The following is a 21,939-nucleotide window of genomic DNA, read 5'->3' on the forward strand; positions in this document are numbered from 1 at the left end:
CCTGGAGAACCCGGTCGCTACCGGGCGGCCAGCTCCTCCAGCGCGCCGACGACCTCGCCGACGGACGGCAGCTGGGCGATCTCGCCCGCCAGTTCCAGGGACGCGTCCCGGTAGGAGGAGTCCGCCAGCATCTTCTGGCCCATCTCGATGATGTTCTCCGGGGTGGCCCGCTCCGGGGTGAGGAAGTTCGCCGCGCCCCGGGCCGACATCCGCTCGGCGGACATCGTCGAGTAGGCGACGACCGGCAGGATCAGCTGCGGGACGCCCGCGTTCATCGCCGTCATGCTCGTCACGCCGCCACCGTGGTGGACGATCAGATCGCAGGTGGGGACGACGAGGTCCAGCGGGATCCACCCGACCCGGACCCCGTCGAGGGCCTCGCGCAACTCGTGCTCGGCGTTGCCCGGCACCGGGATCACGACCTCGACGTCCAGCGAGGCGACGTCCTTGGCCAATCGCCGGACGAAGTCGACGTCGTGCGCGAGGCCGACCCGGTTGCCCAAGGTCACGCACACGCGGCGGCGCTCCGGGCGGGTGTACATCCAGCGCTCCAGCCGGCACTGCCGGTTGCCCGGGACCCAGCGCATCAGCTGCGCGGCCGGCCCGTTCTCCTGGCGCAGGCTCGGCGGGGTGACGTCGATCCGCAGGTCCGGCGCCGGAATCCGCTCCAGCCCCAGCTTCTCGAGCTCGGGCTGCAGCTCCTCGTGAGCGCCGGGGTCGCTGCCGCTGTTCATGTCGTTGATGTCGTAGGCCTGCACCGCGTAGGGGATTCCCAGGTGCGCGGCGAGCAGCGGGGCCGCGTACGAGATCGGGCCGCCGACCACCAGGTCCGGCCGCCAGTCCTCGGCCAGGTCGATCAGCGCACCGAGGGTCGCCGCCGCCATCCGGGCGAAGCCGCCGCCGATGGCGCGCATCTGCGCCTCCGGTTCCCGCGGGATGTCGATCGGGTTGCCGTCCCGGTCCTTGCCGATGAAGTAGTTGAACGGCAGCGTGCTGACCGGGTACCCCGCCAGCCCGACGTTGACCACGGCCGGGATCAGGTCCTCGGTCGCGGACATGAACACCTCGTGCCCGGCGTTGCGGGCGGCCGTGGCCAGCGGCACGAACGAGAAGATCGTGGCTTGGCTGCCAGCTGGAACGAACAGAATCCTCATGCTTGTCCTCCCTGATCGCGTTCTGAAACAGCGCTCACCGAGCACTGGGGAGTTGCTCGTGCGCCGAACCAGCGACCCAGCGCGGCTTCCACGCCCCGCACGTCGTCACCGATCCACGCCACGTAGCCGTCGGGCCGCACGAGCACCGCCGCGACTCCGGACAGCTCGTGGTCTTCCGCCACCTCGCCGCGCACGATCCCGAGGCGCGAGGCCCACGGTGCGGCGACGGCGACGAGGCGTTCGGAGTGCTCCCCGGGCAGGACGAGGAGCACCCCGCGGTGTTCGGCGAGCAGTTCCGCGGTGCTCGTCACCCCGTCCGGGGTCCGCACCCGGCAGTGCGGCATCCGCCGGCCGTGCAGCCGGTGCGCCCCGGGCTCGTACCGGATGTCCAGGCCGCTGATCCGGCCGGTCAGGAACTCGCGGACCTCCCGGTGCCCGAGCAGCTCGCCGATGACTTCGCGCACGCCGTCGACCTCGCCTCCGCCGAGCAGCAGCGACGCCTGCGCCGCGATGTTGTCCAGCGTCTTCTTCCCGGTCTGCCAGCGCTCGTCGTGGTAGGTGTCGAGCAGCCCGTCCGGCGCCTGCCCGCGCACCTGCGCGGCGAGCTTCCAGCCGAGGTTCGCCGCGTCCTGCAGCCCGAGGTTGAGGGCCTGCCCGCCGGAGGGCATCTGCACGTGCGCGGCGTCACCGGCGAGCAGTACCCGCCCGCGCCGGTAGCGGCTCGCCTGGCGGTTGGTGTCGTCGAAGGCGTTGACCCACAACGGTTCTCCACCGCTGATGTCCTCCCCGGTGACCCGCGACCACGCTGCCGCCACGTCCGCGAAGGCGGGCTGCCGGGCGGATTCGGCCGGGGAGCGCCCGGGCTCGCACACCATCACGCGGGTGATGCCCTGCTCGTTGCGCGCGGAGATCGCCAGTCCCGCTGGGGTCCGCTCGAAGCGCCTGGCCGGTATCCGGATCCCGGCGACGTCCGCGCGCAACAGCACGTTCCGCCGGGATGTCCCGGGGAACCCGAAGCCGGCCAACCGGCGGACCGCGCTGTTCTCGCCGTCGCAGCCGACCACGTAGGACGCGCGCAACCGGACCCGCCCGGCCGGTCCGGCGGCGCCGATCTCGACGTGATCCGGGTGCACGATCAGCTCCCGCACCTCGTGCCCGCGCCGGACCTCCGCGCCCAGTGCGGTCGCCCAGTCGTGCAGCACCTCGGTGGTGCGGGTCTGCGGCACCTTCCACTGCCCCGGGTAGTCGCTGGGCAGGTCGCCGAAGTCCAGCGGCAGACCGCCGAAGTGACCTGCGGTCGTGCTGGGCGGATCGCCGAGCGCTCCGACCAGGCCGCGCTGCGCGAACAGCTCCACCGTCCGCGCGTGAAGGGTCGACGCCCTCGATTCGGTGCTGGGTCCGGACAACCGCTCCAGCACCAGCACCTCCGCGCCACCGAGCCGCAGCTCACCGGCGAGCAGCAGGCCGACCGGTCCGGCACCGACGACGATCACCTGGCTGTCCAAGCGTCCTCCCTGGATTCCGCACGACTCCTGATCAACTGGCCCGGCGCACCTGCTCGGCGTGCTCCTTCGCGTGCCGGAGCGTCGTGGTGCTGTTCGTGCTCAACGCGGTGCGGACGAACTCGCGGGCCTTCGGCAGGTCGGCGTCCGCGCCGAGCACGCCGGCGATGTTGTCGGTGTTGATCACCACGGTGTGCTGGGAGGTCGCCACGGTCCGGCTCCCGTCCGCGACGAACGTCCAGTACCCCGTGTGCAACGACATCAGCGCGGGCAAGGTGGTCTGCTTGTAGACGACCTTGCGGTCCGGGAAGCACACCCGGACCGACTCGGTGGTGTGCGTCGAACCGTCCTTGGTCCGGGTGTCCATCGCCAGCAGCTGCAGTCCCGGCACGTCCTCCCGGAGCTCCACCCGCGCGACGTGCGGCAGCCGCTGGGCCCACCGATCGGCCTCGTTGATGAAGGCGTAGACGTCTTCGACGGCCCCGTCGATCAGCACGACGTCCTCGAAGGACAGCAACCGGTCGTCGCCGCCGGTGAGCAGTTCGGCGTTGCGCTTCAGCGCCGCCAGTTCGGACCGGCTGTTGCGCTCCACGGCCGACTCGATCCACTCGATGCCCGCCGGGTCGTCGTCCAGCGCCCGGAAGTCGTGGAACAACTCGACCTTGGACCGACCGGCGGAGATCGGCTCGATCACCCAGGTTCCGCCCATCTCCGCCACCGGCGGTGCGGAGACCTCCTGGCGGAACTCGATCCGCATCGCGCCCGGATCGAGGTTGCGACGCGAGGTCCAGCTCTTCGCCTCGCCGTTGGCGGTCGCCCAGATCGAGATCCGCTCGGCGGCCGCGGTTCGCTCGATCACCTCGACGTGCACGGTCGGCGGGAAGAGGGCCGGCCAGTTCTCCACCTCTGCGATGAGCCGGTACACGGCCTCGGCCGGTGCCGACACGGTGATCTCGTGCACGGTCTGCTGTCGGCCGGACTTGGACATGGTTCTCCTCCTGATCGGTGTGCCTGCGCAGGTCGGCATCGGAGACCGCCTGCGCGGCGGGGGTCGAGGCCCCGGCCCGGGTGCCGGGTGCCCGGGCCGGGGCCGGGCACTCCGAGCGCCCGTTCACGGTGGCGCGGCCCGGGGGCCGCGGGTTCGGCGGCGGGACCTCAGAAGTTGCCGAGGCCGCCGCAGACGTTGAGCGCTTGGGAGGTGATCGACGCGGCGGTGTCCGACGCCAGGTAGCCCACCAGTCCCGCGACTTCCTCGGGAGTCGAGTAGCGCCCCAGCGGGATCTTGGCCTCGAACTTGGCCATGACCTCGTCCTCTTCGAGATCCCACGCGGCGGCGTAGCCCTGGCGCACCCGCTGGGCCATCGGCGTCTCCACGTAGCCGGGGCACACGGCGTTGACCGTGATCCCGGTGCGGGCCAGCTCGTTTCCCAGCGCCTTGGTGAAGCCGACGACACCGTGCTTGGACGCCGAGTAGGGCGCGCCCAGCACCACGCCCTGCTTCCCGGCCGTCGAAGCGATGTTGATGATCCGGCCCCGGTCCTTGTGCCGCATCCCGCCCGCGTTGAGCACCTCGCGCGTCACCAGGAACACGCTGTTGAGGTTGGTGTTGATGACGTCGAACCAGAGCGAGTCCGGGATGTCCGCGGTCACTCCGCCGCCGCTGCGTCCCGCGTTGTTCACCAGGACGTCGATGGTGCCGAACTGCCGCACCGCGGCTTGGACGAGCTCGGGCACCTGCTCCGGGGAACCGACGTCGCAGCTGGTCCCGGCGACGTCGGCGCCTTCTTCGCGCAATCGCTTCACGGTCGCGGTCACGTCCTCGGCGCTGCGCGAGCAGATGAACACCCGGTGTCCCCGCTCGGCGAGCGCCTTGCTGACCGCGAGACCGATCCCGCTGGTGGCGCCGGTGACCAGTGCCACCCGCCCGCGTTCTTCCGACATGTGTACTCCCCGATCGAATGGTGCCGCGGCGCTCAGGCCGCGCTGGACCTGAGCGCGCCGTTGACGACCGCCAGCAAGGCGGCCGGCGTCCTGGCTTCGGTGATCACCGAGTCCTCGAGCTCGACCCCGAACTCGCGCTCGATGCGGGTAGCGGTCTCGAGCAGCGCCAGCGACTCGTAGCCCAGCTCCTCGAACTCGAGGTCGTGGATGTCGCCGTTGATGTCGACGTTCTCGTCGACACCGGCTGCTTCGCGCAGAATCCGGCGCAGGTCGTCGATGGTGAAGAGCTTCTCTGCCATTTCGGTCAACTCCGTCGTTCTCCTGTCACTTCCACCGGGCGTTCTCGTGGTGGCCGGCCTCAGCCGGCCTTCCGCACGACCATCGCGGAATTGAAACCGCCGTATCCCCGCGCCACGACGACGGCGACGCGCACCGCGGCGCTGCGCGGCGACACGACCAGGTCGAGGTCGTAGGCGGCCGACGGGGTCACGTTGCTGGTCGGCGGGATGACTCCGTCCTGCATCGCCAGCAGCGCGGTGGCCACGTCCAGCGAGGCCGCACCCGCGCACAGCCGACCGGTCATGGCCTTGGGCACCGTGACCGCGACACCGCCCGCACCGAACACGGCGGTGATCGCCGCCGCCTCGACCTCGTCGAGCTCGGGAATCGCCGCGCCGTCGGCGAAGACCACGTCGACATCGCGCGGACCGACTCCGGCGTCGGCCATGGCCAGTTCGACGGCCCGCCGCAGTCCCGGTTCCCGTCCGCTGCCCGGAGCCGGATCGGTGGTGGCCGCGTAGCCGGCGATCTCGCCGTACACCCGGGCGCCGCGGCTGCGCGCCGCGTCCTCGTCCTCCACGACGAGCAGCGCCCCGCCTTCACCCGGCACGTGGCCGCACGCCGCCGGGTCGAACGGGAGGTACGCCCGGCCGGGATCCTCTCGCGTGCTCAGCCGGCCTGCCGACAGCTGAGCCACCCATCCCCACGGGCAGATGGCGCCGTCCACGCCTCCGGCCAGCATCACGCCGCAGCCCTTGCGGATCCGGCGGCGGGCCTGCGCGAGCGCGTCCAGGCCACCTGCCTGGTCCGAAACGACCACGCCGCTGGGGCCTTTCAAACCGTTGCGGATGGAGATCTGGCCGGTGTTCACCGCGTAGAACCACGCGAAGGACTGGTAGGCGCTGACGTGCTGGGCGCCCTTGCTCCACAGGTTCTGGAGCTCGACCTGGCCGAATTCGAAACCTCCCGCGGAACTCGCGGTGATCACGCCCATGCCGAACTCGTCCAGCTCGTCGGGCCGCACGCCGGAGTCGGCGATCGCCCAGTCCGCCGTGACCAGTGCCAGCCGGGTCATGTGGTCGGTCTGCGGCAGCAGCCGGTTCGGCAGGTGGGCCGCGGCGTCGAACCCGGGCACTTCGCCGGCCAGCGTCGCCGGGTACTGGCGGGCGTCGAACCGGGTGACCGGCCCGATGCCGCTGCGGCCGCGCCGCGTCGCCGCCCAGAAGTCCACTGCGCCCAACCCGTTGGGGGCCGTCACCCCGATGCCCGTGACCACCGCTCGTGGCGTCATTTCCCACTCCGCTCGGCGCTGGCCAGCACCATGGCGCTCTGGAACCCGCCGAACCCGCTGCCCACGGTCAGCACGACGTCGGTCCGCCACTCGCGGGCGATCCGGGGCACGTAGTCGAGATCGCAATCCGGGTCCGGGTTGCGCAGGTTCGCCGTGGGCGGCACGACGTCGGATCCGATCGCCAGCACCGACGCGGCGATCTCGATCGAGCCGATCGCGCCCAGCGAGTGCCCGACCATCGACTTGATGGAGCTCACCGGAACGCGGCGCGCGTGCGCACCGAGGCTCCGCTTGAACGCCGCCGTCTCGTGCCGGTCGTTCTGCTTGGTCCCCGAGCCGTGCGCGTTCACGTAGTCGATGTCGGCCGGGTCGAGCTCCGCCTCGTCGAGCGCCGCCCGGATCGCCGCCGCCATCTCGGTGCCGTCCGCGCGCAGCCCGGTCATGTGGAAGGCGTTGGAGCGGGTGGCGAAACCCGCGATCTCGGCGTGGACGTGCGCGTTGCGCTTCCTCGCCCGCTCCAGGTCCTCCAGCACGAACACCGCGGATCCCTCGCCGAGCACGAACCCGTTGCGGGTCAGGTCGAAGGGCCGCGAGGCGTGCTCGGCGTCGTCGTTGCGCGGCGTGGTCGCCTTGATCGCGTCGAAGCAGGCGACCGTGATCGGCGAGATCGGCGCGTCGGTCGCTCCCGCGATCATCACGTCCGCGGAACCTTCCCGGATCAGCTCGCACGCGTAGCCGACGGAATCCAGCCCGGACGTGCAGCCCGTCGACACCACCGCGGCCGGCCCCTCGGCCCCGACCAGCCAGGCCACCTCGCTCGCGAACGAGCTCGGCACCATCTGCCGGTAGAGGTGCGGCACCGCGTACTCGTGATCGACGAGTTCCAGCCCGCCGTCGTCGCTGACCACCCGGTACTCGTTCTCCAGGCTCGTCGTGGCACCGACAGCGCTGCCGATGGTCACGCCGGTGCGGTGCGGGTCCAGCTCGCCGAGCTCCAGGCCGCTGTCGTAGAGCGCCTCGTTCGTCGCCACCGCCGCGAACTGCACGGCGCGGTCCATCCGCCGCACCGCCTGCGGCCCCAGCCCGTGCTCCGCGGGGTCGAAGTCCACTTCCGCGGCGATCCGGGACCGGAACGGCGTGGGATCGAAGTGCGTGATCCCCCTGGTGGCCGTCCGTCCTTCGGTCAACATGTTCCAGAAGTTCTTGGTGCCGATGCCGCCTGGCGCGACGACCCCGACTCCCGTTATCGCTACCCGATTCCCCACTGTCCTGTCTCCGTTCCAACCGAGGCCCGAGACTTCGTGATCCGGCCGGCTGCGCATCACCCGGACGGTGATGCCCAGCGGTAGAAGCGGGTCGCCATCGCGTCCGACGGCGTCCGCCAGGTCTCCGGGTCGTAGGCGGTGATGAAGGGCCGCAGGTCGGAGCTGATGTTCTTGAACAGCGGGTGGGTCTTGGCCCGCTCGATGTTCGCCCCGCCGTCGTCGGAGTCGAAGTCCTGCAGGTGGAAGTACAGACCGCGGTAGTGGAACAGCTGCCGCCGCCGCGTTCCCATCATCCCGGGCAGTTCCGTCCGGTCGAACTCCGCGAAGAGCCCCGCCACCTCATCGGCGGACGCCGGGTCCATCCGCGCCACGATCAGCGTGCTGTGCATGTCCTTCTCCTCTTCCAAGAGCCCGCTCCCGGCCTCACACCGGGACGGGCGTTCCGAACCACCGGCCGAGCGCGGCGGTGACGTCCTCCCCCGCGTGCGAAACCCATGCGACGTACCCGTCCGGGCGCACGAGCACGGCGTCCACGGCGTTGAGCGGATCGCCCGGCTCGTTGCCGAACGGGGCTCCGGTGAACACCTCGACGCGATCGCTCCACCCGGTGGCCGCCCGCCGCAGCCCGGCGTCGTCGGCCAGGTCCAGCAGGACCCCTCTCGCGCCGCGGAGCAGTTCCGTCGTGCTGGTCTTGGTGCCCTCGCCGAGGAGCTCCCGCGGCGGCAGGCGCCGGCCCGCCAGATCGTGGTCGGGCAGACCGACGTCGTAGCGGATGTCCAAACCGCTGACCATGCCGACGAGGTGGCGGTTGACGACGTCGAACTCCATGAGCTCCGCCATGACGTTGCGCAGCGGCACCACCTCCTCACCGCTGAGGAACAGGAAGCCCTGCGCCTGGGTGTTCATCAGCAGCCGGGCGCCGACCGGGTGGCGCTCGTGGTGGTAGGTGTCCAACAGGGACGGATCGGCCGATCCGCGCAGCACGGCACCGAGCTTCCACCCGAGGTTCACCGAGTCCTGCACGCCGACGTTGAGGCCCTGCCCGCCCGCCGGGAGGTGGATGTGCGCGGCGTCGCCCGCCAGGAACACGTTGCCCCGCCGGTACTGCGTGACCAGCCGGGCCGAGTCGGTGAACGAGCTGGTCCACAGCGCCTCCGCGCCGCGGATGTCCTCCCCGGTCAGCCGCAGCCACGCCTCGGCCACCTCGGAGAACTCCGGTGGGCCGCTGCGCTGCACCGGTTCGTTGTTCCGCTCGCACACGATGACGCGGTCCACGCCGTCACCGATCGGCGCGCTCATCGCCATCCCGCCGGGCACCCGCTCCCCGATCGGACGCGGGCGGAGTTCGCAGCCGCGCACATCGGCCAGGAACATCTCCATGGTCGTCGGCGTACCGGGGAACTCGAAGCCGGCGAGCTTGCGGACGGTGCTCCGCCCGCCGTCGCAGCCGATCAGGTACCGGGCGCGCAGGTGCCGGGGACCGGCCGGGGTGCGCGCGACGACGTCGACGCCGTCCTCGTCGTCGGTCAGCCCGATCAGCTCCCAGCCCCGCCGGACATCGGCGCCCAGCTCGGTGACCCAGTCCCCGAGGATCTGCTCGGTGCGGGCCTGGGAAACCCCGTTGGCGCTGAAGTGGATCCCGTCCAGCACGCTGAAGTCCACGCCCAGCCCGCCGAAGTGCCCGGCCGAGCTCGTGGCGATCTCGCCGTAGCGGGACAGCAGGTCGCGCTGGTCCAGCAACTCCATGGTTCGCGCGGTAAATCCCAGTCCCCGGGACTCGCCGGTCGGTTCGGCGAGGCGTTCGAGGACCACCACCTCGACTCCGGCCAGCCGGAGTTCGCCTGCGAGCATGAGGCCCGCCGGGCCCGCTCCGACGACGACCACCTCAGCAACGTCCATTTCCTTCTCCTCATCGGGGATGTTCGCGGTACCGGTCCGGCCGCCGCCAGGCTCAGCGCGGCAGGCCGTCGGCGGGTTCACAGCCGGGCGAGCACCTCGCGGAGCGCGCTGATGACCTCGTCCTGGACCTCCTCGGACAGCGAGGGGTACATGGGCAGCGAGAAGATCTCGCCGGCCAGCGACTCCGTCACCGGGAGATCACCCGCCGAGCAGCCGAGGTGGCGGAATCCGCTCATCGTGTGCACCGGCCACGGATAGCTGATGTTCAGCTCGATCCCGTAGGCCTTGAGCTGCTCGATGATCCGGTCCCGCTCGGGGTGGCGCACCACGTACACGTAGTAGACGTGCTCGTTGCCGGGGACGGTCTTCGGCAGCACCAGGTCGGTGTCGCCGAGCGCGGCCTCGTACCGGCGAGCCACCGCGCGCCGCCCCTCGGTGTAGGCGTCGAGCCGCCGGAGCTTGCGCCGGAGGATCTCCGCCTGCACCTCGTCGAGCCGGCTGTTGTGACCCGGTGTCTCGACGACGTAGTAGACCTTCTCCATGCCGTAGTAGCGGAGCCTGCGCAGGTTGCCCGCGACCGCCTCGTCCGAGGTGATGGTGGCGCCGCCGTCGCCGTAGGCGCCGAGGACCTTGGTCGGGTAGAAGGAGAACGCCGCCGCGGCCCCGGTGGTCCCGGCCAGCTTCCCGTTCTGCCGCGCCCCGTGCGCCTGCGCGCAGTCCTCCAGGATCGCCAGCCCGTGCTCGGCGGCGACGGCTTCGAGCGCGGGCAGGTCGACGCACTGCCCGTACAGGTGCACCGGCAGCAGGCACCGGGTTCGTTCGGTGACCGCGGCGGCGACCTGCGAGGTGTCCATCAGGAAGTCCTCTTCGCGGACGTCCACGAAGACCGGGGTGGCGCCGACCGAGTCGATCGCCAGCACCGTGGGGGCCGCGGTGTTCGACACCGTGATGACCTCGTCGCCGGGACCGATGCCGAGCGCCTGCAGGCCGAGCTTGATCGCGTTGGTCCCGTTGTCGACCCCGACGCAGTGGTCCACCCCGTGGTAGTCGGCGAATTCCTGCTCGAAACCGCGGACGCTGGCGCCGAGGACCAGCTGTCCCGAGCCGAACACCGATTCCACCGCATCGTGGATGTCATCCCGCTCTTCGGCGTACTCCGGCAGGTAGTCCCAGACCCGAGTCGTCACGAAACGCTCCCTTCTAGAACGCCGAGGAACAGACCCCGGCCGTACTGGACGCCCTCGACGTATTCGACGGTGAACCCCGCGTCGCGCATCGCCTTCTCGTAGCGGGCGCGCGGGAAGAGCTGGTACCGGTAGGTCTCGCTGAAGTGCCTCGTCCCCGTTTCGCCGTCGGCGACGAGGTAGTGCACGTCCATCCGCGACTCCTCGCCCTCCCGCCAGGCGTGCGAAACCCGGGCGATCGTGCGGTGGTCCGGGGTCAGGACGTCCCCACCGATGTAGCCGTCGATGAACTTCTCCGGGAACCACCACGGATCGATCGCCACCACCCCGCCCGGGTTGAGGTGCCGGGCGAAGCACCGCAGCGCCGCGTCCAGCTCGTCGGCGGATTCCACGTGGCTGATCGAGGCGAACATGCACACGACCGCGTCGAACCTCCGCCCCAGGTCGAACGAGCGCATGTCGCCCTGGTGCAGCGGGACGTCCCGCAACCGAGTTCGCGCCACCGACAGCATGTCCTCGGAGAGCTCCACGCCGGCGACGTCGTCGAAGAGCTCGGCGAGGTGGGCGAGGTGGCCACCGGTGCCGCACGCGATGTCCAGCAGCGAGGACGCCGCCGGGAACTTCGTGCGGATCCGATCCGCCAGGTACGCGCTCTCGCCCGGGTAGTCCTTGCCGCGCAACGTGTACACCACGTCGTAGATCTCGGAAGAGGCCGCTCCGTACATCTGCTTCCTTTCGGTCGTTCGGGGCCCGGTGCTGCTAGGACGCCACGGGTTCGGACGAACTCCGGCCGCTGCCGCCACCCGCGAAACCGGTCTCCCGCAGCGCGTCGGTCGTGCGCTCGATCGCTTCGCGCAGGGAGAACCGCGGCGCCCAGCCGGTGTTCGCGCGGAACGACGACGAATCGACCGTGAGACTCCGGAAGTCGGTCACCGGCGCGTCTCGCGGCGGGGGGACGCTGACCACCGGAACCGGTGGTGAGCCGGTTCGTTCCGCCACCACTTCCGCGATCGTCCGGAACGCCGTGCCGAGGTCCGCACCGCGATCGGAGCCGATCGGCCAGTGGCCCCCGATCAACATCTCGGCGTGATCGCACGCGGCCAGCACCGCGGAGGCGATGTCGTCGACGTAGAGCAGATCTCGCTCGACCGAACCGTCGTGCCACAGCGGAAGGGCTTCGCCGGCCAGCGCGCGCCGCACCATCGTCGTGATGACGCCCGAGTCGGCGCATCCCGGTGTCCGGACCGGCCCGAACACCGTCGGCAGCCGGACGCTCAGGCAGCGCACGACGCCGTCCGCCGTCGCGGCTTTGAGCACGCGTTCCCCGGCCAGCTTCTGCTTGTCGTAAGCGGCCTCCGGCAGATCCGGCTCGCTGCCGTCCACCGGCGCGCCGGGCGCGACGCCGACCTGGGAGACCGCCCCGCTGTAGATCACCAGCGGCGGCCTGCGGCCGGTTCCGCTCGTGCGCAGCACCTCGACGAGATCGCGCGACACCCCGACGTTGGCCCGCTCGCTGTCCGGTGTCAGCTCCGCGGTGCGCCAACCAGCGGTGTGCTTGACCAGGTGGACGATCACGTCGGCGTCCTCGACCGCCGCCGCGAGCTCGCCGCGGTCGGTGAGGTCCGCCTTCCGGACCTGCACCTCGGCCGGGCCGGTTCCGGCGACGACGCTCCGCCGCCGCGCGACCGCGCGCAGGCGAACCCGTCGGGCGGCGAAGGCCGCGGTCACCGCGGAACCGACGAGCCCCGAAGCGCCGAGAACCGTGACCAGCGGCCTGCGCGGCGGCGTTGCGGTGCTTGCCATGACGTGCATCTCCTCGTGTCGGCGTGGTACCCCGCGCGCGGGTGCTGCCACCGCGCACCGGCAGTCTTTCCCGGTCCGTTCTCCCCTCGATCCAGCCGCGACGAATGCGAGCCGAACGAGCTGCCGCGGTGCGGGCCGGCCGGGGAGCACCGGAAGCCGCATCAACGTCGGGCGCCTGCGACGAGCCGGGTGGATTCGCCCAGCAGGCAGGTCAGCAGGCAGCGGGCCGCGACGTTGACGTAGTTGCCGTACCGCACGAACCCGGTCAGCTGCTCCGGGGTCATCCAGCAGTAGTCGGCCGGGACGTCGAGGTCGAAGTCCTCCCCCACGTCCACCACCAGGTAGCGGTTCTCGGCGTGGAAGAACCGTCCGCCTTCCTCGGAGTGGACCACGTCGACGATGGTGTTCGGTTCGCCCACGAGCTCGTCCAGGAAGCGCGGCCGGAACTGCGGCGGCATTCCGTCGGAGTTCGCCGGGATGCAGCTGACCGTGGGCGCCATCTCGACCACGTCGTGGGTGCCCGCTTCCGTCCTGGCCTGCACGAGCACGTGGAAGGCGCCGTTGATGCGCCGGCCGAGGAACCCGATGACGCCCCGGTCGACCGGCTTGAGCATCGGCTGCGACCACGAGGCGACCTCGCGGTTGGTCGCCCGCACGTCCACTCCCACCACGGAGAAGTGCCGCTGCTCGTCGTGCCGGATCTCCCCACCGGTCAGGCTCCACCTCGGCAGCTCGGCCAGCGGGACCGTCCGCCTCGACAACTGGTAGCGGGCCTTGCACTCGGTGAACCAGCTGAGCAGCCCGGCCACCGGGTGCAGCGCCTGCTCGTCCCGGCCGGGTTCGGGTCCGCCCAGGCCGACCCCGCCGCCGGCGGAGAAGAACGGCATTCCGGACAGCACGGTGCGCGCGTCCATGTTCACGAGGTTGTCCTCGCGCAGCAGTTCCGCGACCTGGCCCAGGCTGAGCCAGCAGAAGTCCTCTCCGACCGGCAGATCCCCGGTGACCTCGACGATCATGTTCCGGTTTCGCTTGTTCAGGAACCACGATCCCTGCTCGGACTGCAGGACGTCCACCACCGCCCGCCCGTCGCGCGGTTCCGTGAAGTGCTCCAGGTAGGGGACCGCGCTCCCGCGGTGCACCCTCGTGTAGTTGCTCCGGGTCGCCTGCACCGTCGGCGACAGCTGCAGGAGGTTGACGTTCCCCGGCTCCATCTTCGCCTGCAGCAGGCAGTGGACCTCACCGTCGACGACCTTGACGACGATGCCGAGGATCCCGATCTCGGGCTGCACGATGATCGGCTGGGACCACGCCGCGGTCTCCCGGTGGTCGGTGCGGATGTCCAGTCCCTGGACCGAGAAGAACTTCCCGCTCCGGTGCCCGATGTTGCCGGTGCCGGGGTCGACCTGCCACCCGTCCATCGCCTCCAGCGGGGTTCTCGAGACCTCGTAGGCGTTGTTCAGCCTCCGCCTGTGGAACCACTCGTAGAACTCGTCGAGAACGCGGAACAAAGCGACACCTCCATGGCCAGCTTCGATTCGGCGGCAACGGCTTCCGGCGACTGCCACTGCGACCGGCCCGATCCGGAAAGCCGGTCCAGGGCCGAGATCGCGGGCGCGGATCCCGCCCGCCGCGGGGCGTCGCCGACGCGGGCGCGCACCCGGTTCCTACTCCGGTTCAAACCTAGGGAAGCCCGTTCTCCCCGCGATCAAGCCGTGCTCGATTCCGCTTCCCCGCTCGTGCTTCCACGTGCTGCCGGAAGCCGCGCTGCACGCCTTCGTCGCTCGCGGCGGTTCTCGGGCCGGGCGGTCAGAGAACCGCGCTGAGGCCGGATTCCGATTTGGACACGTCCACCAGGTACTGCCCGTACCGGGTCTTGGCGAGACCCTGCCCCAGCTCCAGGCAGGCATCGCGGTCGATGAAGCCCATGCGCAGCGCGATCTCCTCGATGCAGGCGATCCGGACGCCCTGGCGGTGCTCCAAGGTCTGGACGTACTGGCTGGCAGCCATCAGCGAGTCGTGCGTGCCCGTGTCCAGCCAGGCGAACCCGCGCCCCAGGTTCACCAGATGCGCCCGGCCCTGCTCCAGGTAGGTCCGGTTCACGTCGGTGATCTCCAGCTCGCCCCGGTTCGAGGGGCGCAGTTCCCCGGCGATCTCCACGACGTCGGAGTCGTACACGTAGAGCCCGGTGATCGCGAGGTTGGACCTCGGGTGCTCGGGCTTCTCCTCGATCGAGATCAGCCGGCCCCGCTGGTCGAGCTCGCCGACCCCGTAGCGCTCGGGGTCGCTGACCGGGTATCCGAAGAGGACGCAACCATCGACGTCCTGCACCGAGCGGCGCAGCAGGTCCGAGAAACCCGGTCCGTGGAAGATGTTGTCGCCGAGGATCAGCGTCACCGGGTCCGAGCCGATGTGCTCGGACCCGATGACGAACGCGTCGGCTATCCCGCGCGGCTCGTCCTGCTCGGCATAGCTGATCGACATCCCGAGCGCGCTGCCGTCGCCGAGCAGGCGCTGGAAGCCCGCGAGGTCCGTCGGCGCGGAGATGAGCAGCACATCGCGGATGCCCGCGAGCATCAGCACGGACAGCGGGTAGTAGATCATCGGTTTGTCGTAGACGGGCAGCAGTTGTTTCGAGACGCCGAGGGTGATCGGATGCAAACGCGTTCCGTGGCCTCCGGCGAGAATGATTCCCTTCACAGTTCCGCCTTTTCTGGAGATCGAGCATCCGCCCCTGCGGCGCCCCTGATCCCGGGCAGCGCGCTCAGCGCTGCTGCTCCCGGTCGGCGATGAGCAATTCGTGGTACAGCTTCCTGAGCTCGGCACCGGGTTCGATGCCGAGCCGGTCGTTGAGGTCCTTGCGCAGGTCGTGGAAGGCGTCGAGAGCATCACTGCGCCGCCCGCTGCGCCCCAGCACCCGCATCAGCTGTCCGTGCAGCGTTTCGTCGAGCGGGTTCGCGACGATCAGCAACCTCAACTCGCTGATGAGCTCGTGGTGCCCGCCCACCTCGATCTCGGCCTCGATCCACAGGTGCTGCGCGTTGCGCCGCTGCTCCTGCAGCGCGATCGCCTCCGCCGCCAGCGTCGGACCGCAGGCGACGTCGGAGAGCGGGGAGCCCGTCCACATCCCCAACGCCGAACGCAGCAGCTTCGCCGCGGCGTCGTGCTCGTGCCTGCGCAGCAGATCCCGGCTCTGCTGGACGATCCGCTGGAACACGAACAGGTCGACCTGCTCGGGGTCGATGCGCAGCACGTAGCCCGACTGCCTGGTCACCAGGACCTCTTCGCCGCCGGTCGCGACGCCCCATTCCTTGAACATCCTGCGGAGCTGGTAGACGTAGGTCTGCGCGGTGGCGCGGGCCCGCTTCGGCTTCTCCTCCGGCCACAGCTCTTCGGCCAGGGTCTCGATCGGCACGATCCGGCCGGCCCGCAGCAGCAGCATCGCCAGCAGCTGGTGGACCTTCCGCGGCTTCGGCGCGAACTCCCGGTCGCCCACGACGACCTCGACCGGACCGAGCAAGCGGAACGCGGGAAGCGCTCGGCATGCATCCCGGGCGCCGTCCGCGGTCCTGGCACCTGGCTCCATCGTGAGAACGTGTCCTGACATCCCGTAGATCCCTTCACCGTGGTCATGCCGCTGATTCCTGCGCGGATCCGGTTCCCCCGGCCGCTGGTCCTCCCCGCCTCTCGAGCACCTGGCCGACGATGTCCGTGGTGTGCTCGGCCCGGCGGAACTCGGCCGCGCCGATCACCTCGCGCAGGAATCCGGCGGTCGTGCGAACGCCCTCGCCGCCGATCCGGAACTCTCCGAGCGCCCGGTCCATCCGGCGCAGCGCCTGATCCCTGGTCGGTGCCCAGACGACGAGCTTGGCGAGCAGCGAGTCGTAGCAGGCGGGCACCCGGTAGCCGGGGTAACCGTGCGTGTCCACCCGCACGAACGGGCCGCCGGCCGGTACGAACTCCCGCAGGAGTCCCGGCGTCGGCGCGAAATCGCGCGCGGGGTCTTCGGCATTGATCCGGCACTCGACCGCCACGCCGCGCGGTGCGAGGTCCTCCTGCCGGAACGGCAGCGGCTGTCCGGCGGCAACCCGCAGCTGCTCGTGGACCAGGTCGATTCCCGTGACCATCTCGGTCACCGGGTGCTCGACCTGGATGCGGCAGTTGACCTCCATGAAGTAGAACCGGTCATCCGGCCCGAGCAGGAACTCGAAGGTGCCCGCCCCCACGTAGCCGACCGCCGCCGCCCCGCGCACCGCGGCCCGCCCCATCGACTCGGCCACGGCCGGCGGCAGGCCCGGGGCCGGGCTCTCCTCCACGAGCTTCTGATGTCTGCGCTGCACCGTGCAGTCCCGCTCGCCCAGGCTCACCACGTTGCCGAACTCGTCCGCGAGGACCTGGACCTCGACGTGCCGCGCGGTGGCGAGGTAGCGCTCGACGTAGACCCTCGGATCACCGAACAGCAGCTGCGCGTTGGCGGTGGTCTCCCGGTAGGCGGCCGCGAAGTCGCCGGCCTCGTGCACCACCCGCATCCCGCGCCCGCCGCCACCGGCGGCCGCCTTGATGATCACCGGGTAGTCGATCTCGTCGGCGACCCGCTGCGCCTCCGCCACCGACAGCAGCGGTTCGAGGCTTCCGGGCAGCATCGGCAGCCCGGCTGCCGCCATCGCCTGCCTGGCGGCGGTCTTGTCGCCGAGCTGCGCGATGACGGCGCTGGGCGGTCCGATGTAGACCAGTCCGGCATCGCTGCACACCTCGGCGAAGTCGGGATCCTCGGAGAGGAACCCGTAGCCCGGGTGGACGGCTTGCGCCCCGGTCATCCGAGCGGCCTCCACGACGGCCGGGATGTTCAGGTAGCTGCGCTTGGCATCGGCCGGTCCGATCTGAACGGATTCGTCGGCCCAGCCGACGACCGCCGACTCCCGGTCCTCGCTGGAGTGCACTGCGACGACCCCGATGCCCAGTTCCCGGCAGGTCCGCGCCACGCGCAGCGCGATCTCGCCCCGATTCGCGATCAACACCTTGTCGAACACGATCAGACCGCCGGGTCCAAGGACAGCAGCTTCTCGCCGTGCTCCACGGGCTGACCGTCGGCCTTGATCAGCTCGATAACCCGGCCACCCCGATCCGCGGTCACCGGGATCATCATCTTCATCACCTCGATGATCCCGACCTGCGCGCCTTCGGCGACCAGGTCACCCGCGCTCACGAACGGCGGCGCACCGGGTTTCGGCGCGTGGTAGAACACGCCTACCGTCTCCGCGGTGATGAACGCGAGGTCGACGCCGGTTTCGGGGAGCTCGACCGGTGCTGCGGGAGCGCTCGGTGCGACCACTGCCGCGACCGGTTCCTCCGGCCACTCCACGCCGACCGAAACGTCCCCGGCCGAGATCCGCAGCGAGCGGGGTGGGCGCGTTGATCCGGCGAGCAGCTGAATCGCGTTCTGGGTCACGCGATCCAGCAGATCGGCGTCCCCGGCCGGGTTGCCGATGCCGATACCGGCCCCGATCCGGCCACCGAACTCCCGCTCGAGGTGGTCGTTCCAGCTCTGCGTCATGTCCGTCCTCTCTGCTCGCCTGGAGTCAGTTCGCCGCGCCGTAGGAGCGGAATCTCGCGCGGCGGCGTGCCACGAGTTCCGCCGCGTCCAGCGCTGAAAGTCGTCGGAGCGCCCCGCTCAGCGCGGCGCTCACGCGGTCCGCGGCCGCACCGTGGTCGGCCTTGTTCCCGCCGTCGGGTTCCGGGATCACGCCGTCGACGATCCCGAGGTGCAGCAACTGCTTGGCATCGACGCGCAGCGCGGCGGCTGCGGCCGGGGCCATCGACGGGTCGTTCCACAGGATCGCCGCGCACCCTTCGGGGCTGATCACGGAGTAGATCCCGTTCGAGCAGATCAGCACCTCGTCGGCCACCGCGAGCGCCAGCGCGCCACCGCTGCCCCCTTCACCGGTGATCACCGCGACCACCGGTACCGGGATCCCGGCCAGCAGCCGGATGCTCTCCGCGATGGCGACCGCCTGGCCGGATTCCTCGGCTTCCACCCCGGGGTGCGCACCCGGGGTGTCCACGAAGGTGATCACCGGCAGTCCGAGCTTGGCTGCCAGCCGCACCAGCCTGGCCGCCTTGCGATAGCCGTGCGGGCTCGGCATGCCGTAGTTGCGCTCCGGCAGCTCCGCCGCGGTTCGGCCCCGCTGGTGCCCGACCACCATCACCGGCACACCGCGAAACCGCGCCGGGCCGCCGACGATCGCCCCGCAGTCGCCGCCGAGCCGGTCGCCGCGCAGTTCCTCGAAGTCCGTGAACGCCCTGGCCAGGTAGTCCAGCGTCGTGGGCCGGCCGAGCTCGCGTGCCGCTCGCACCTGCTCCCACACGTCGCGATCCGGCAGGTCGTGGTGGTCGCGCACCACCGCTGCGGAGACCTCGTCCACCGGACCGGCCGCGATCTCGGCGCCGCCGGGCATCGACAGCAGCCGCCCCAACGTGCCGCGCAACCCGCTGCGCGGACGTATGGCGTCGATCAAGCCGTGATCCAGGAGGAACTCCGCGGTCTGGAAGTCCTCCGGCAGCTGCTGCCGGATGGTCTGCTCGATCACCCGGCGTCCGGCGAACCCGAGCCTCGCGTGCGGCTCCGCGATCACCACGTCGCACAGCGTCGCGAAGGACGCGGCGACTCCGCCGAACGTCGGATCGGTGATCAGGGAGATGGTGAGCACCCCGGCTTCGTCCAGCCTGCCGAGGGCCTGGCTGGTCTTGGCCATCTGCATCAGGGCGATGGGCCCCTCCTGCATTCGCGCCCCGCCCGATGCGGCGACGATCAGCAGCGGGATCCGCTCCTGCAGAGCGCGCTCGGCCGCGAGCGTGATCAGTTCGCCGACCGCGGCACCGAGACTTCCGCCGAGGAACCGGAAGTCCATCACCGCCGCGATCACCCGCGAGCCCTCGATCGTCCCCGCCGCCACCAGCACCGCCTCGGACATGCCGGTCGCATCACGAGCGCGGGAAAGGCGCTGGGGGTAGGGGACCGAGTCGACGAACCCCAGCACGTCGGCGCTGCGCGCCGGGAGGTCGAGCACTTCGACGCTGCTCTCGTCGAAGAGTTGCCCGACGCGTTCTTCCGCGGTGAGCCGGTGGTGGTTCCCGCAGTCCGGGCACACCTTGAGGTTGCGCTCCAACCGCTTGCGGTACAGCATCGCGCCGCACCCCGGGCATTGCGACCAGTCGGCTTCCCGCGCGAGGGCACTTCCCAGCATCGTGGTCATACGCGGACGTCCTCCCCACAGATGGTTAATGCGTGCGACCGGGACGTCGAACGACCGCACAGCGAGAACGTTCGAATAAGGGCAAGTCCCCATCAACCGCAGAGCTGCAAGCCAGAACACACGATTCAAAACAACTGCGCACTGCATTCAGGACGGATCGCCGGCTGTTTCACCAACACCCGCCCCGCTGCGCGTACATCGTAAGCACGCCGCGCCGGGCGAATCCAGCGCCGCAATCCCGATCTATGTCAAATCTACTACAAGAAGATGTGAAGAATTTAATCGAAGCACCTGCCCGCCCCGGGAGCGAAGCCGCCGGGCAACAAGGCGCCGCCCGGGATCGAAACCCCGGGCGGCGCGATCGCAGCCGGTATCGGGCACCAGGGCGCCTAAGCCCCTTCGCCGATCCGGAACCCGATGCCGCGAACGTTGACGATCCACTCCTTGGCCCCCAACTTGCTGCGCAAACTGCTGACATGGGTGTCGATCGTCCGGCTGGCCAGGGAGAAATCACTGCCCCAGACCTCGGATATGATGCGCCGTCGCGGCACCACGCTCTCGGGCTGGGACGCCAGCAGTCGCAGCAGATCGAACTCCTTGCGCGTGATGCCGATCCGGCGCCCACCGACGTGAACCTCCCTGGCATCGGTGTCGATGACCATCCGGCCGCGGCGGATTCGGGACCGGGATCCCGAATCCGCGCGCACCCGCCGCATGAGCGCATCGATCCTCGCCACGAGTTCGTGGAACCCGTAGGGCTTGACCAGGTATTCGTCGAATCCCGCACGCAATCCGCGGACCCGCTCCGGCTCACCGCCCCGGGCGGCGAGGGCGATCATCGGAGTATCGCTCGCCGACCGGATCCGCCTGCAGACCTCCCAGCCGTCGAGATCGCGCAATTCCAGGTCCAGCAGCACCAAGTCCGCCTCGCGGTGCAGGTCGAGCGCATCAGCACCGGTGCCCACCGCACTCGCGTCGTAGCCCTGCCACCTCAGCGACCGGGTCAGGGACCCCGCCACGGCACGGTCGTCGTCCACTACCAGAACTCGCAAGATGTCCCCATTCCATTCCGAGCACACCCGTGCCGGTGCCATCATGCGCACGCGAGCCGACCCCACCCGCCGACGAAAACCGCATCAACGACGGACTCGGCAAGCGGAGGCCGGCTCGGCGTACCGAACCGCGACGGATCAAAAACGGTTTCACCAGTCGAGAAACCGCCCGCCCGCCGGAGTTCGAGAGATCACAGAACCCGAAAGCACCTTTTAAAGCTGTACCAATTCTTCACGACCCCCAGCGCAGCACGAAACCGGGAAATGGCGGCATCAGCCGCACTCCCAGCAACCTTTCTCCGATTTCAGACCACAGTACACGGCGGATCACGGTTCGACAACCATGTTTCACGGGCCGCACAGCACCATTCCACAGCCGCGCAACTCTGGGTTTTAACGATACAACCAATTCCGGGGATTAGCGCTTACGCAGCAGCCCTCGGCACGCAAACAGACCATTCCCCGCCGCGCCGATCGTCGATCGAGATTCCTCAAGACCGGCCAGGAACGAACAGCGCGCTCCCCCGACCAGGAAGCACGCCCGCGATGACCGACTTCGACCGGCCGAGACCGCCGGGCGGCGCATCACGCCTCAATCCGGCCAGTTCGCAGCAGGTAGCTCTCGACCCCATCGAGGACGCACTTCAAACCGAACTCGAATTCCTCCCAGATGTGTCCGTCATCACCTTTCCGGTCGCTGATCTCAGCAATGGTCGACGCCAATCTCTGGTATGGACCACTGCGGTCGGCGGCGTCGCCGGTGGCGTCGCCGAACCGGTTTCGCCACCAGTCGCCGGTCCCCGCCCGGCCATCGGCTCGCGCACGCGCGTCGTCCAGCAGACCCAGCGCGAGCCCTTGCCCGTAGGAGGTGACGACACCCAGGAGGTACAGCTGCTCGTGGGCGGCCAGGCCGAGCCCGTCGAAGGCGGCGAGCGCCCACTCCATCGACGCGAGCATGTTCGGCCGCATCGGCGGCCGCGAGGTGGCGGTGGCCGCGAGCACCCACGGGTGCGCGAAGTAGGACCGCCAATCCTGCTTCGCGAGCGCTTCCAGCGCATCGCGCCAGCGCTCGGGCCGCGGCTCCGGGTAGGCGAACTCCCCGACCACCTCGTCGACCATGAGCTCGACGAGCACGTCGCGGTTCCGGACGTGCCGGTAGAGCCCCATCGCGCTGACGCCGAGGCGCTCCGCGATGTTGCGCATCGACACCGCGTCGAGGCCTCGCTCGTCGGCGATCTCGACCGCCGCCGACACGATGACCGGCAATGCCAGCCCTTTGCGCCTGGTCACACCCCGTCCACCTTCCCGGTTCGCGCGCT

General features: G+C 70.2%; 20 protein-coding genes. All 20 read right to left on the bottom strand.

The genetic code is table 11. From position 1 onward, the window contains the following. Positions 1 to 17: 17 nt before the first annotated feature. Positions 18 to 1,154, bottom strand: coding sequence for a nucleotide disphospho-sugar-binding domain-containing protein (locus tag OU416_RS16800; protein WP_270927908.1), 1,137 nt, complete (start codon positions 1,152 to 1,154; stop codon positions 18 to 20). Further along, the gene (locus OU416_RS16805) at positions 1,151 to 2,659 is read right to left on the bottom strand and encodes an FAD-dependent monooxygenase (protein ID WP_270927910.1); all 1,509 of its coding nucleotides are present in this window, start codon (positions 2,657 to 2,659) and stop codon (positions 1,151 to 1,153) included. Before OU416_RS16805 ends, OU416_RS16800 begins: the two co-directional genes overlap by 4 nt. Positions 2,660 to 2,690: 31 nt before the next feature. After that, a complete protein-coding gene (locus tag OU416_RS16810; protein WP_270927911.1) occupies positions 2,691 to 3,644 on the bottom strand; it encodes an aromatase/cyclase in 954 nt (317 codons plus the stop codon). A 167-nt stretch (positions 3,645 to 3,811) separates the two neighbouring features. Further along, on the bottom strand, positions 3,812 to 4,597 hold the full coding sequence (gene fabG / locus OU416_RS16815; RefSeq protein ID WP_270927912.1) for a 3-oxoacyl-ACP reductase FabG: 786 nt from the start codon (positions 4,595 to 4,597) through the stop codon (positions 3,812 to 3,814). Positions 4,598 to 4,629: 32 nt separating this feature from the next. Next, positions 4,630 to 4,896, bottom strand: coding sequence for an acyl carrier protein (locus tag OU416_RS16820; RefSeq protein WP_270927955.1), 267 nt, complete (start codon positions 4,894 to 4,896; stop codon positions 4,630 to 4,632). A gap of 59 nt (positions 4,897 to 4,955) precedes the next feature. Next, positions 4,956 to 6,167 carry a ketosynthase chain-length factor gene (locus tag OU416_RS16825; RefSeq protein ID WP_270927913.1) on the bottom strand — a complete coding sequence of 404 codons (1,212 nt, stop codon included), beginning with the start codon at positions 6,165 to 6,167 and terminating at the stop codon, positions 4,956 to 4,958. Then, on the bottom strand, positions 6,164 to 7,489 hold the full coding sequence (locus tag OU416_RS16830; RefSeq protein WP_270927914.1) for a beta-ketoacyl-[acyl-carrier-protein] synthase family protein: 1,326 nt from the start codon (positions 7,487 to 7,489) through the stop codon (positions 6,164 to 6,166). Before OU416_RS16830 ends, OU416_RS16825 begins: the two co-directional genes overlap by 4 nt. Next, positions 7,489 to 7,821 (bottom strand): TcmI family type II polyketide cyclase, encoded by a 333-nt coding sequence (locus OU416_RS16835; RefSeq protein WP_270927915.1) that lies wholly within the window; start codon positions 7,819 to 7,821, stop codon positions 7,489 to 7,491. Before OU416_RS16835 ends, OU416_RS16830 begins: the two co-directional genes overlap by 1 nt. A gap of 34 nt (positions 7,822 to 7,855) precedes the next feature. After that, the gene (locus OU416_RS16840; RefSeq protein WP_270927916.1) at positions 7,856 to 9,331 is read right to left on the bottom strand and encodes an FAD-dependent monooxygenase; all 1,476 of its coding nucleotides are present in this window, start codon (positions 9,329 to 9,331) and stop codon (positions 7,856 to 7,858) included. 77 nt (positions 9,332 to 9,408) lie between these two features. After that, positions 9,409 to 10,518 carry a DegT/DnrJ/EryC1/StrS family aminotransferase gene (locus OU416_RS16845; RefSeq protein ID WP_270927918.1) on the bottom strand — a complete coding sequence of 370 codons (1,110 nt, stop codon included), beginning with the start codon at positions 10,516 to 10,518 and terminating at the stop codon, positions 9,409 to 9,411. Continuing rightward, positions 10,515 to 11,240, bottom strand: coding sequence for a class I SAM-dependent methyltransferase (locus OU416_RS16850; protein ID WP_270927919.1), 726 nt, complete (start codon positions 11,238 to 11,240; stop codon positions 10,515 to 10,517). Before OU416_RS16850 ends, OU416_RS16845 begins: the two co-directional genes overlap by 4 nt. A gap of 34 nt (positions 11,241 to 11,274) precedes the next feature. Beyond that, on the bottom strand, positions 11,275 to 12,318 hold the full coding sequence (locus tag OU416_RS16855; protein WP_270927920.1) for an NAD-dependent epimerase/dehydratase family protein: 1,044 nt from the start codon (positions 12,316 to 12,318) through the stop codon (positions 11,275 to 11,277). Positions 12,319 to 12,479: 161 nt separating this feature from the next. After that, positions 12,480 to 13,826, bottom strand: a complete 1,347-nt coding sequence (locus OU416_RS16860) for an NDP-hexose 2,3-dehydratase family protein (protein ID WP_270927921.1) — start codon at positions 13,824 to 13,826, stop codon at positions 12,480 to 12,482. Between the two features lie 298 nt (positions 13,827 to 14,124). Next, entirely contained in the window at positions 14,125 to 15,015 is an 891-nt protein-coding gene (rfbA, locus tag OU416_RS16865) for a glucose-1-phosphate thymidylyltransferase RfbA (RefSeq protein WP_270927922.1), read from the bottom strand. 64 nt (positions 15,016 to 15,079) lie between these two features. Next, the gene (locus OU416_RS16870; RefSeq protein ID WP_270927923.1) at positions 15,080 to 15,835 is read right to left on the bottom strand and encodes an AfsR/SARP family transcriptional regulator; all 756 of its coding nucleotides are present in this window, start codon (positions 15,833 to 15,835) and stop codon (positions 15,080 to 15,082) included. 109 nt (positions 15,836 to 15,944) lie between these two features. Then, positions 15,945 to 17,345, bottom strand: a complete 1,401-nt coding sequence (locus OU416_RS16875) for an acetyl-CoA carboxylase biotin carboxylase subunit (RefSeq protein WP_270927924.1) — start codon at positions 17,343 to 17,345, stop codon at positions 15,945 to 15,947. 2 nt (positions 17,346 to 17,347) lie between these two features. Then, positions 17,348 to 17,869 (bottom strand): acetyl-CoA carboxylase biotin carboxyl carrier protein, encoded by a 522-nt coding sequence (locus OU416_RS16880; RefSeq protein WP_270927925.1) that lies wholly within the window; start codon positions 17,867 to 17,869, stop codon positions 17,348 to 17,350. Between the two features lie 25 nt (positions 17,870 to 17,894). After that, positions 17,895 to 19,568 (bottom strand): acetyl-CoA carboxylase, carboxyltransferase subunit beta, encoded by a 1,674-nt coding sequence (accD, locus tag OU416_RS16885; protein ID WP_372907241.1) that lies wholly within the window; start codon positions 19,566 to 19,568, stop codon positions 17,895 to 17,897. A 389-nt stretch (positions 19,569 to 19,957) separates the two neighbouring features. Further along, positions 19,958 to 20,662 (bottom strand): response regulator transcription factor, encoded by a 705-nt coding sequence (locus OU416_RS16890; protein ID WP_270927926.1) that lies wholly within the window; start codon positions 20,660 to 20,662, stop codon positions 19,958 to 19,960. Positions 20,663 to 21,205: 543 nt separating this feature from the next. Beyond that, positions 21,206 to 21,910 carry a TetR/AcrR family transcriptional regulator gene (locus OU416_RS16895; RefSeq protein WP_270927927.1) on the bottom strand — a complete coding sequence of 235 codons (705 nt, stop codon included), beginning with the start codon at positions 21,908 to 21,910 and terminating at the stop codon, positions 21,206 to 21,208. Positions 21,911 to 21,939 lie beyond the last annotated feature (29 nt).

The organism is Saccharopolyspora indica (genome assembly GCF_027853965.1).
GTDB classification, from domain to species: Bacteria; Actinomycetota; Actinomycetes; order Mycobacteriales; family Pseudonocardiaceae; genus Saccharopolyspora; species Saccharopolyspora indica.

Excerpts from the sequence above, each read along its gene's own strand:
- OU416_RS16840 (WP_270927916.1), bottom strand. The coding sequence starts at position 9,331 with ATGGACGTTGCTGAGGTGGTCGTCGTCGGAGCGGGCCCGGCGGGCCTC.
- OU416_RS16835 (WP_270927915.1), bottom strand. The coding sequence starts at position 7,821 with ATGCACAGCACGCTGATCGTGGCGCGGATGGACCCGGCGTCCGCCGAT.
- OU416_RS16855 (WP_270927920.1), bottom strand. The coding sequence starts at position 12,318 with ATGGCAAGCACCGCAACGCCGCCGCGCAGGCCGCTGGTCACGGTTCTC.
- OU416_RS16820 (WP_270927955.1), bottom strand. The coding sequence starts at position 4,896 with ATGGCAGAGAAGCTCTTCACCATCGACGACCTGCGCCGGATTCTGCGC.
- OU416_RS16800 (WP_270927908.1), bottom strand. The coding sequence starts at position 1,154 with ATGAGGATTCTGTTCGTTCCAGCTGGCAGCCAAGCCACGATCTTCTCG.
- OU416_RS16830 (WP_270927914.1), bottom strand. The coding sequence starts at position 7,489 with ATGCGCAGCCGGCCGGATCACGAAGTCTCGGGCCTCGGTTGGAACGGA.
- OU416_RS16825 (WP_270927913.1), bottom strand. The coding sequence starts at position 6,167 with ATGACGCCACGAGCGGTGGTCACGGGCATCGGGGTGACGGCCCCCAAC.
- OU416_RS16890 (WP_270927926.1), bottom strand. The coding sequence starts at position 20,662 with ATGGCACCGGCACGGGTGTGCTCGGAATGGAATGGGGACATCTTGCGA.
- OU416_RS16880 (WP_270927925.1), bottom strand. The coding sequence starts at position 17,869 with ATGACGCAGAGCTGGAACGACCACCTCGAGCGGGAGTTCGGTGGCCGG.
- accD (WP_372907241.1), bottom strand. The coding sequence starts at position 19,568 with ATGACCACGATGCTGGGAAGTGCCCTCGCGCGGGAAGCCGACTGGTCG.
- OU416_RS16850 (WP_270927919.1), bottom strand. The coding sequence starts at position 11,240 with ATGTACGGAGCGGCCTCTTCCGAGATCTACGACGTGGTGTACACGTTG.
- OU416_RS16810 (WP_270927911.1), bottom strand. The coding sequence starts at position 3,644 with ATGTCCAAGTCCGGCCGACAGCAGACCGTGCACGAGATCACCGTGTCG.
- fabG (WP_270927912.1), bottom strand. The coding sequence starts at position 4,597 with ATGTCGGAAGAACGCGGGCGGGTGGCACTGGTCACCGGCGCCACCAGC.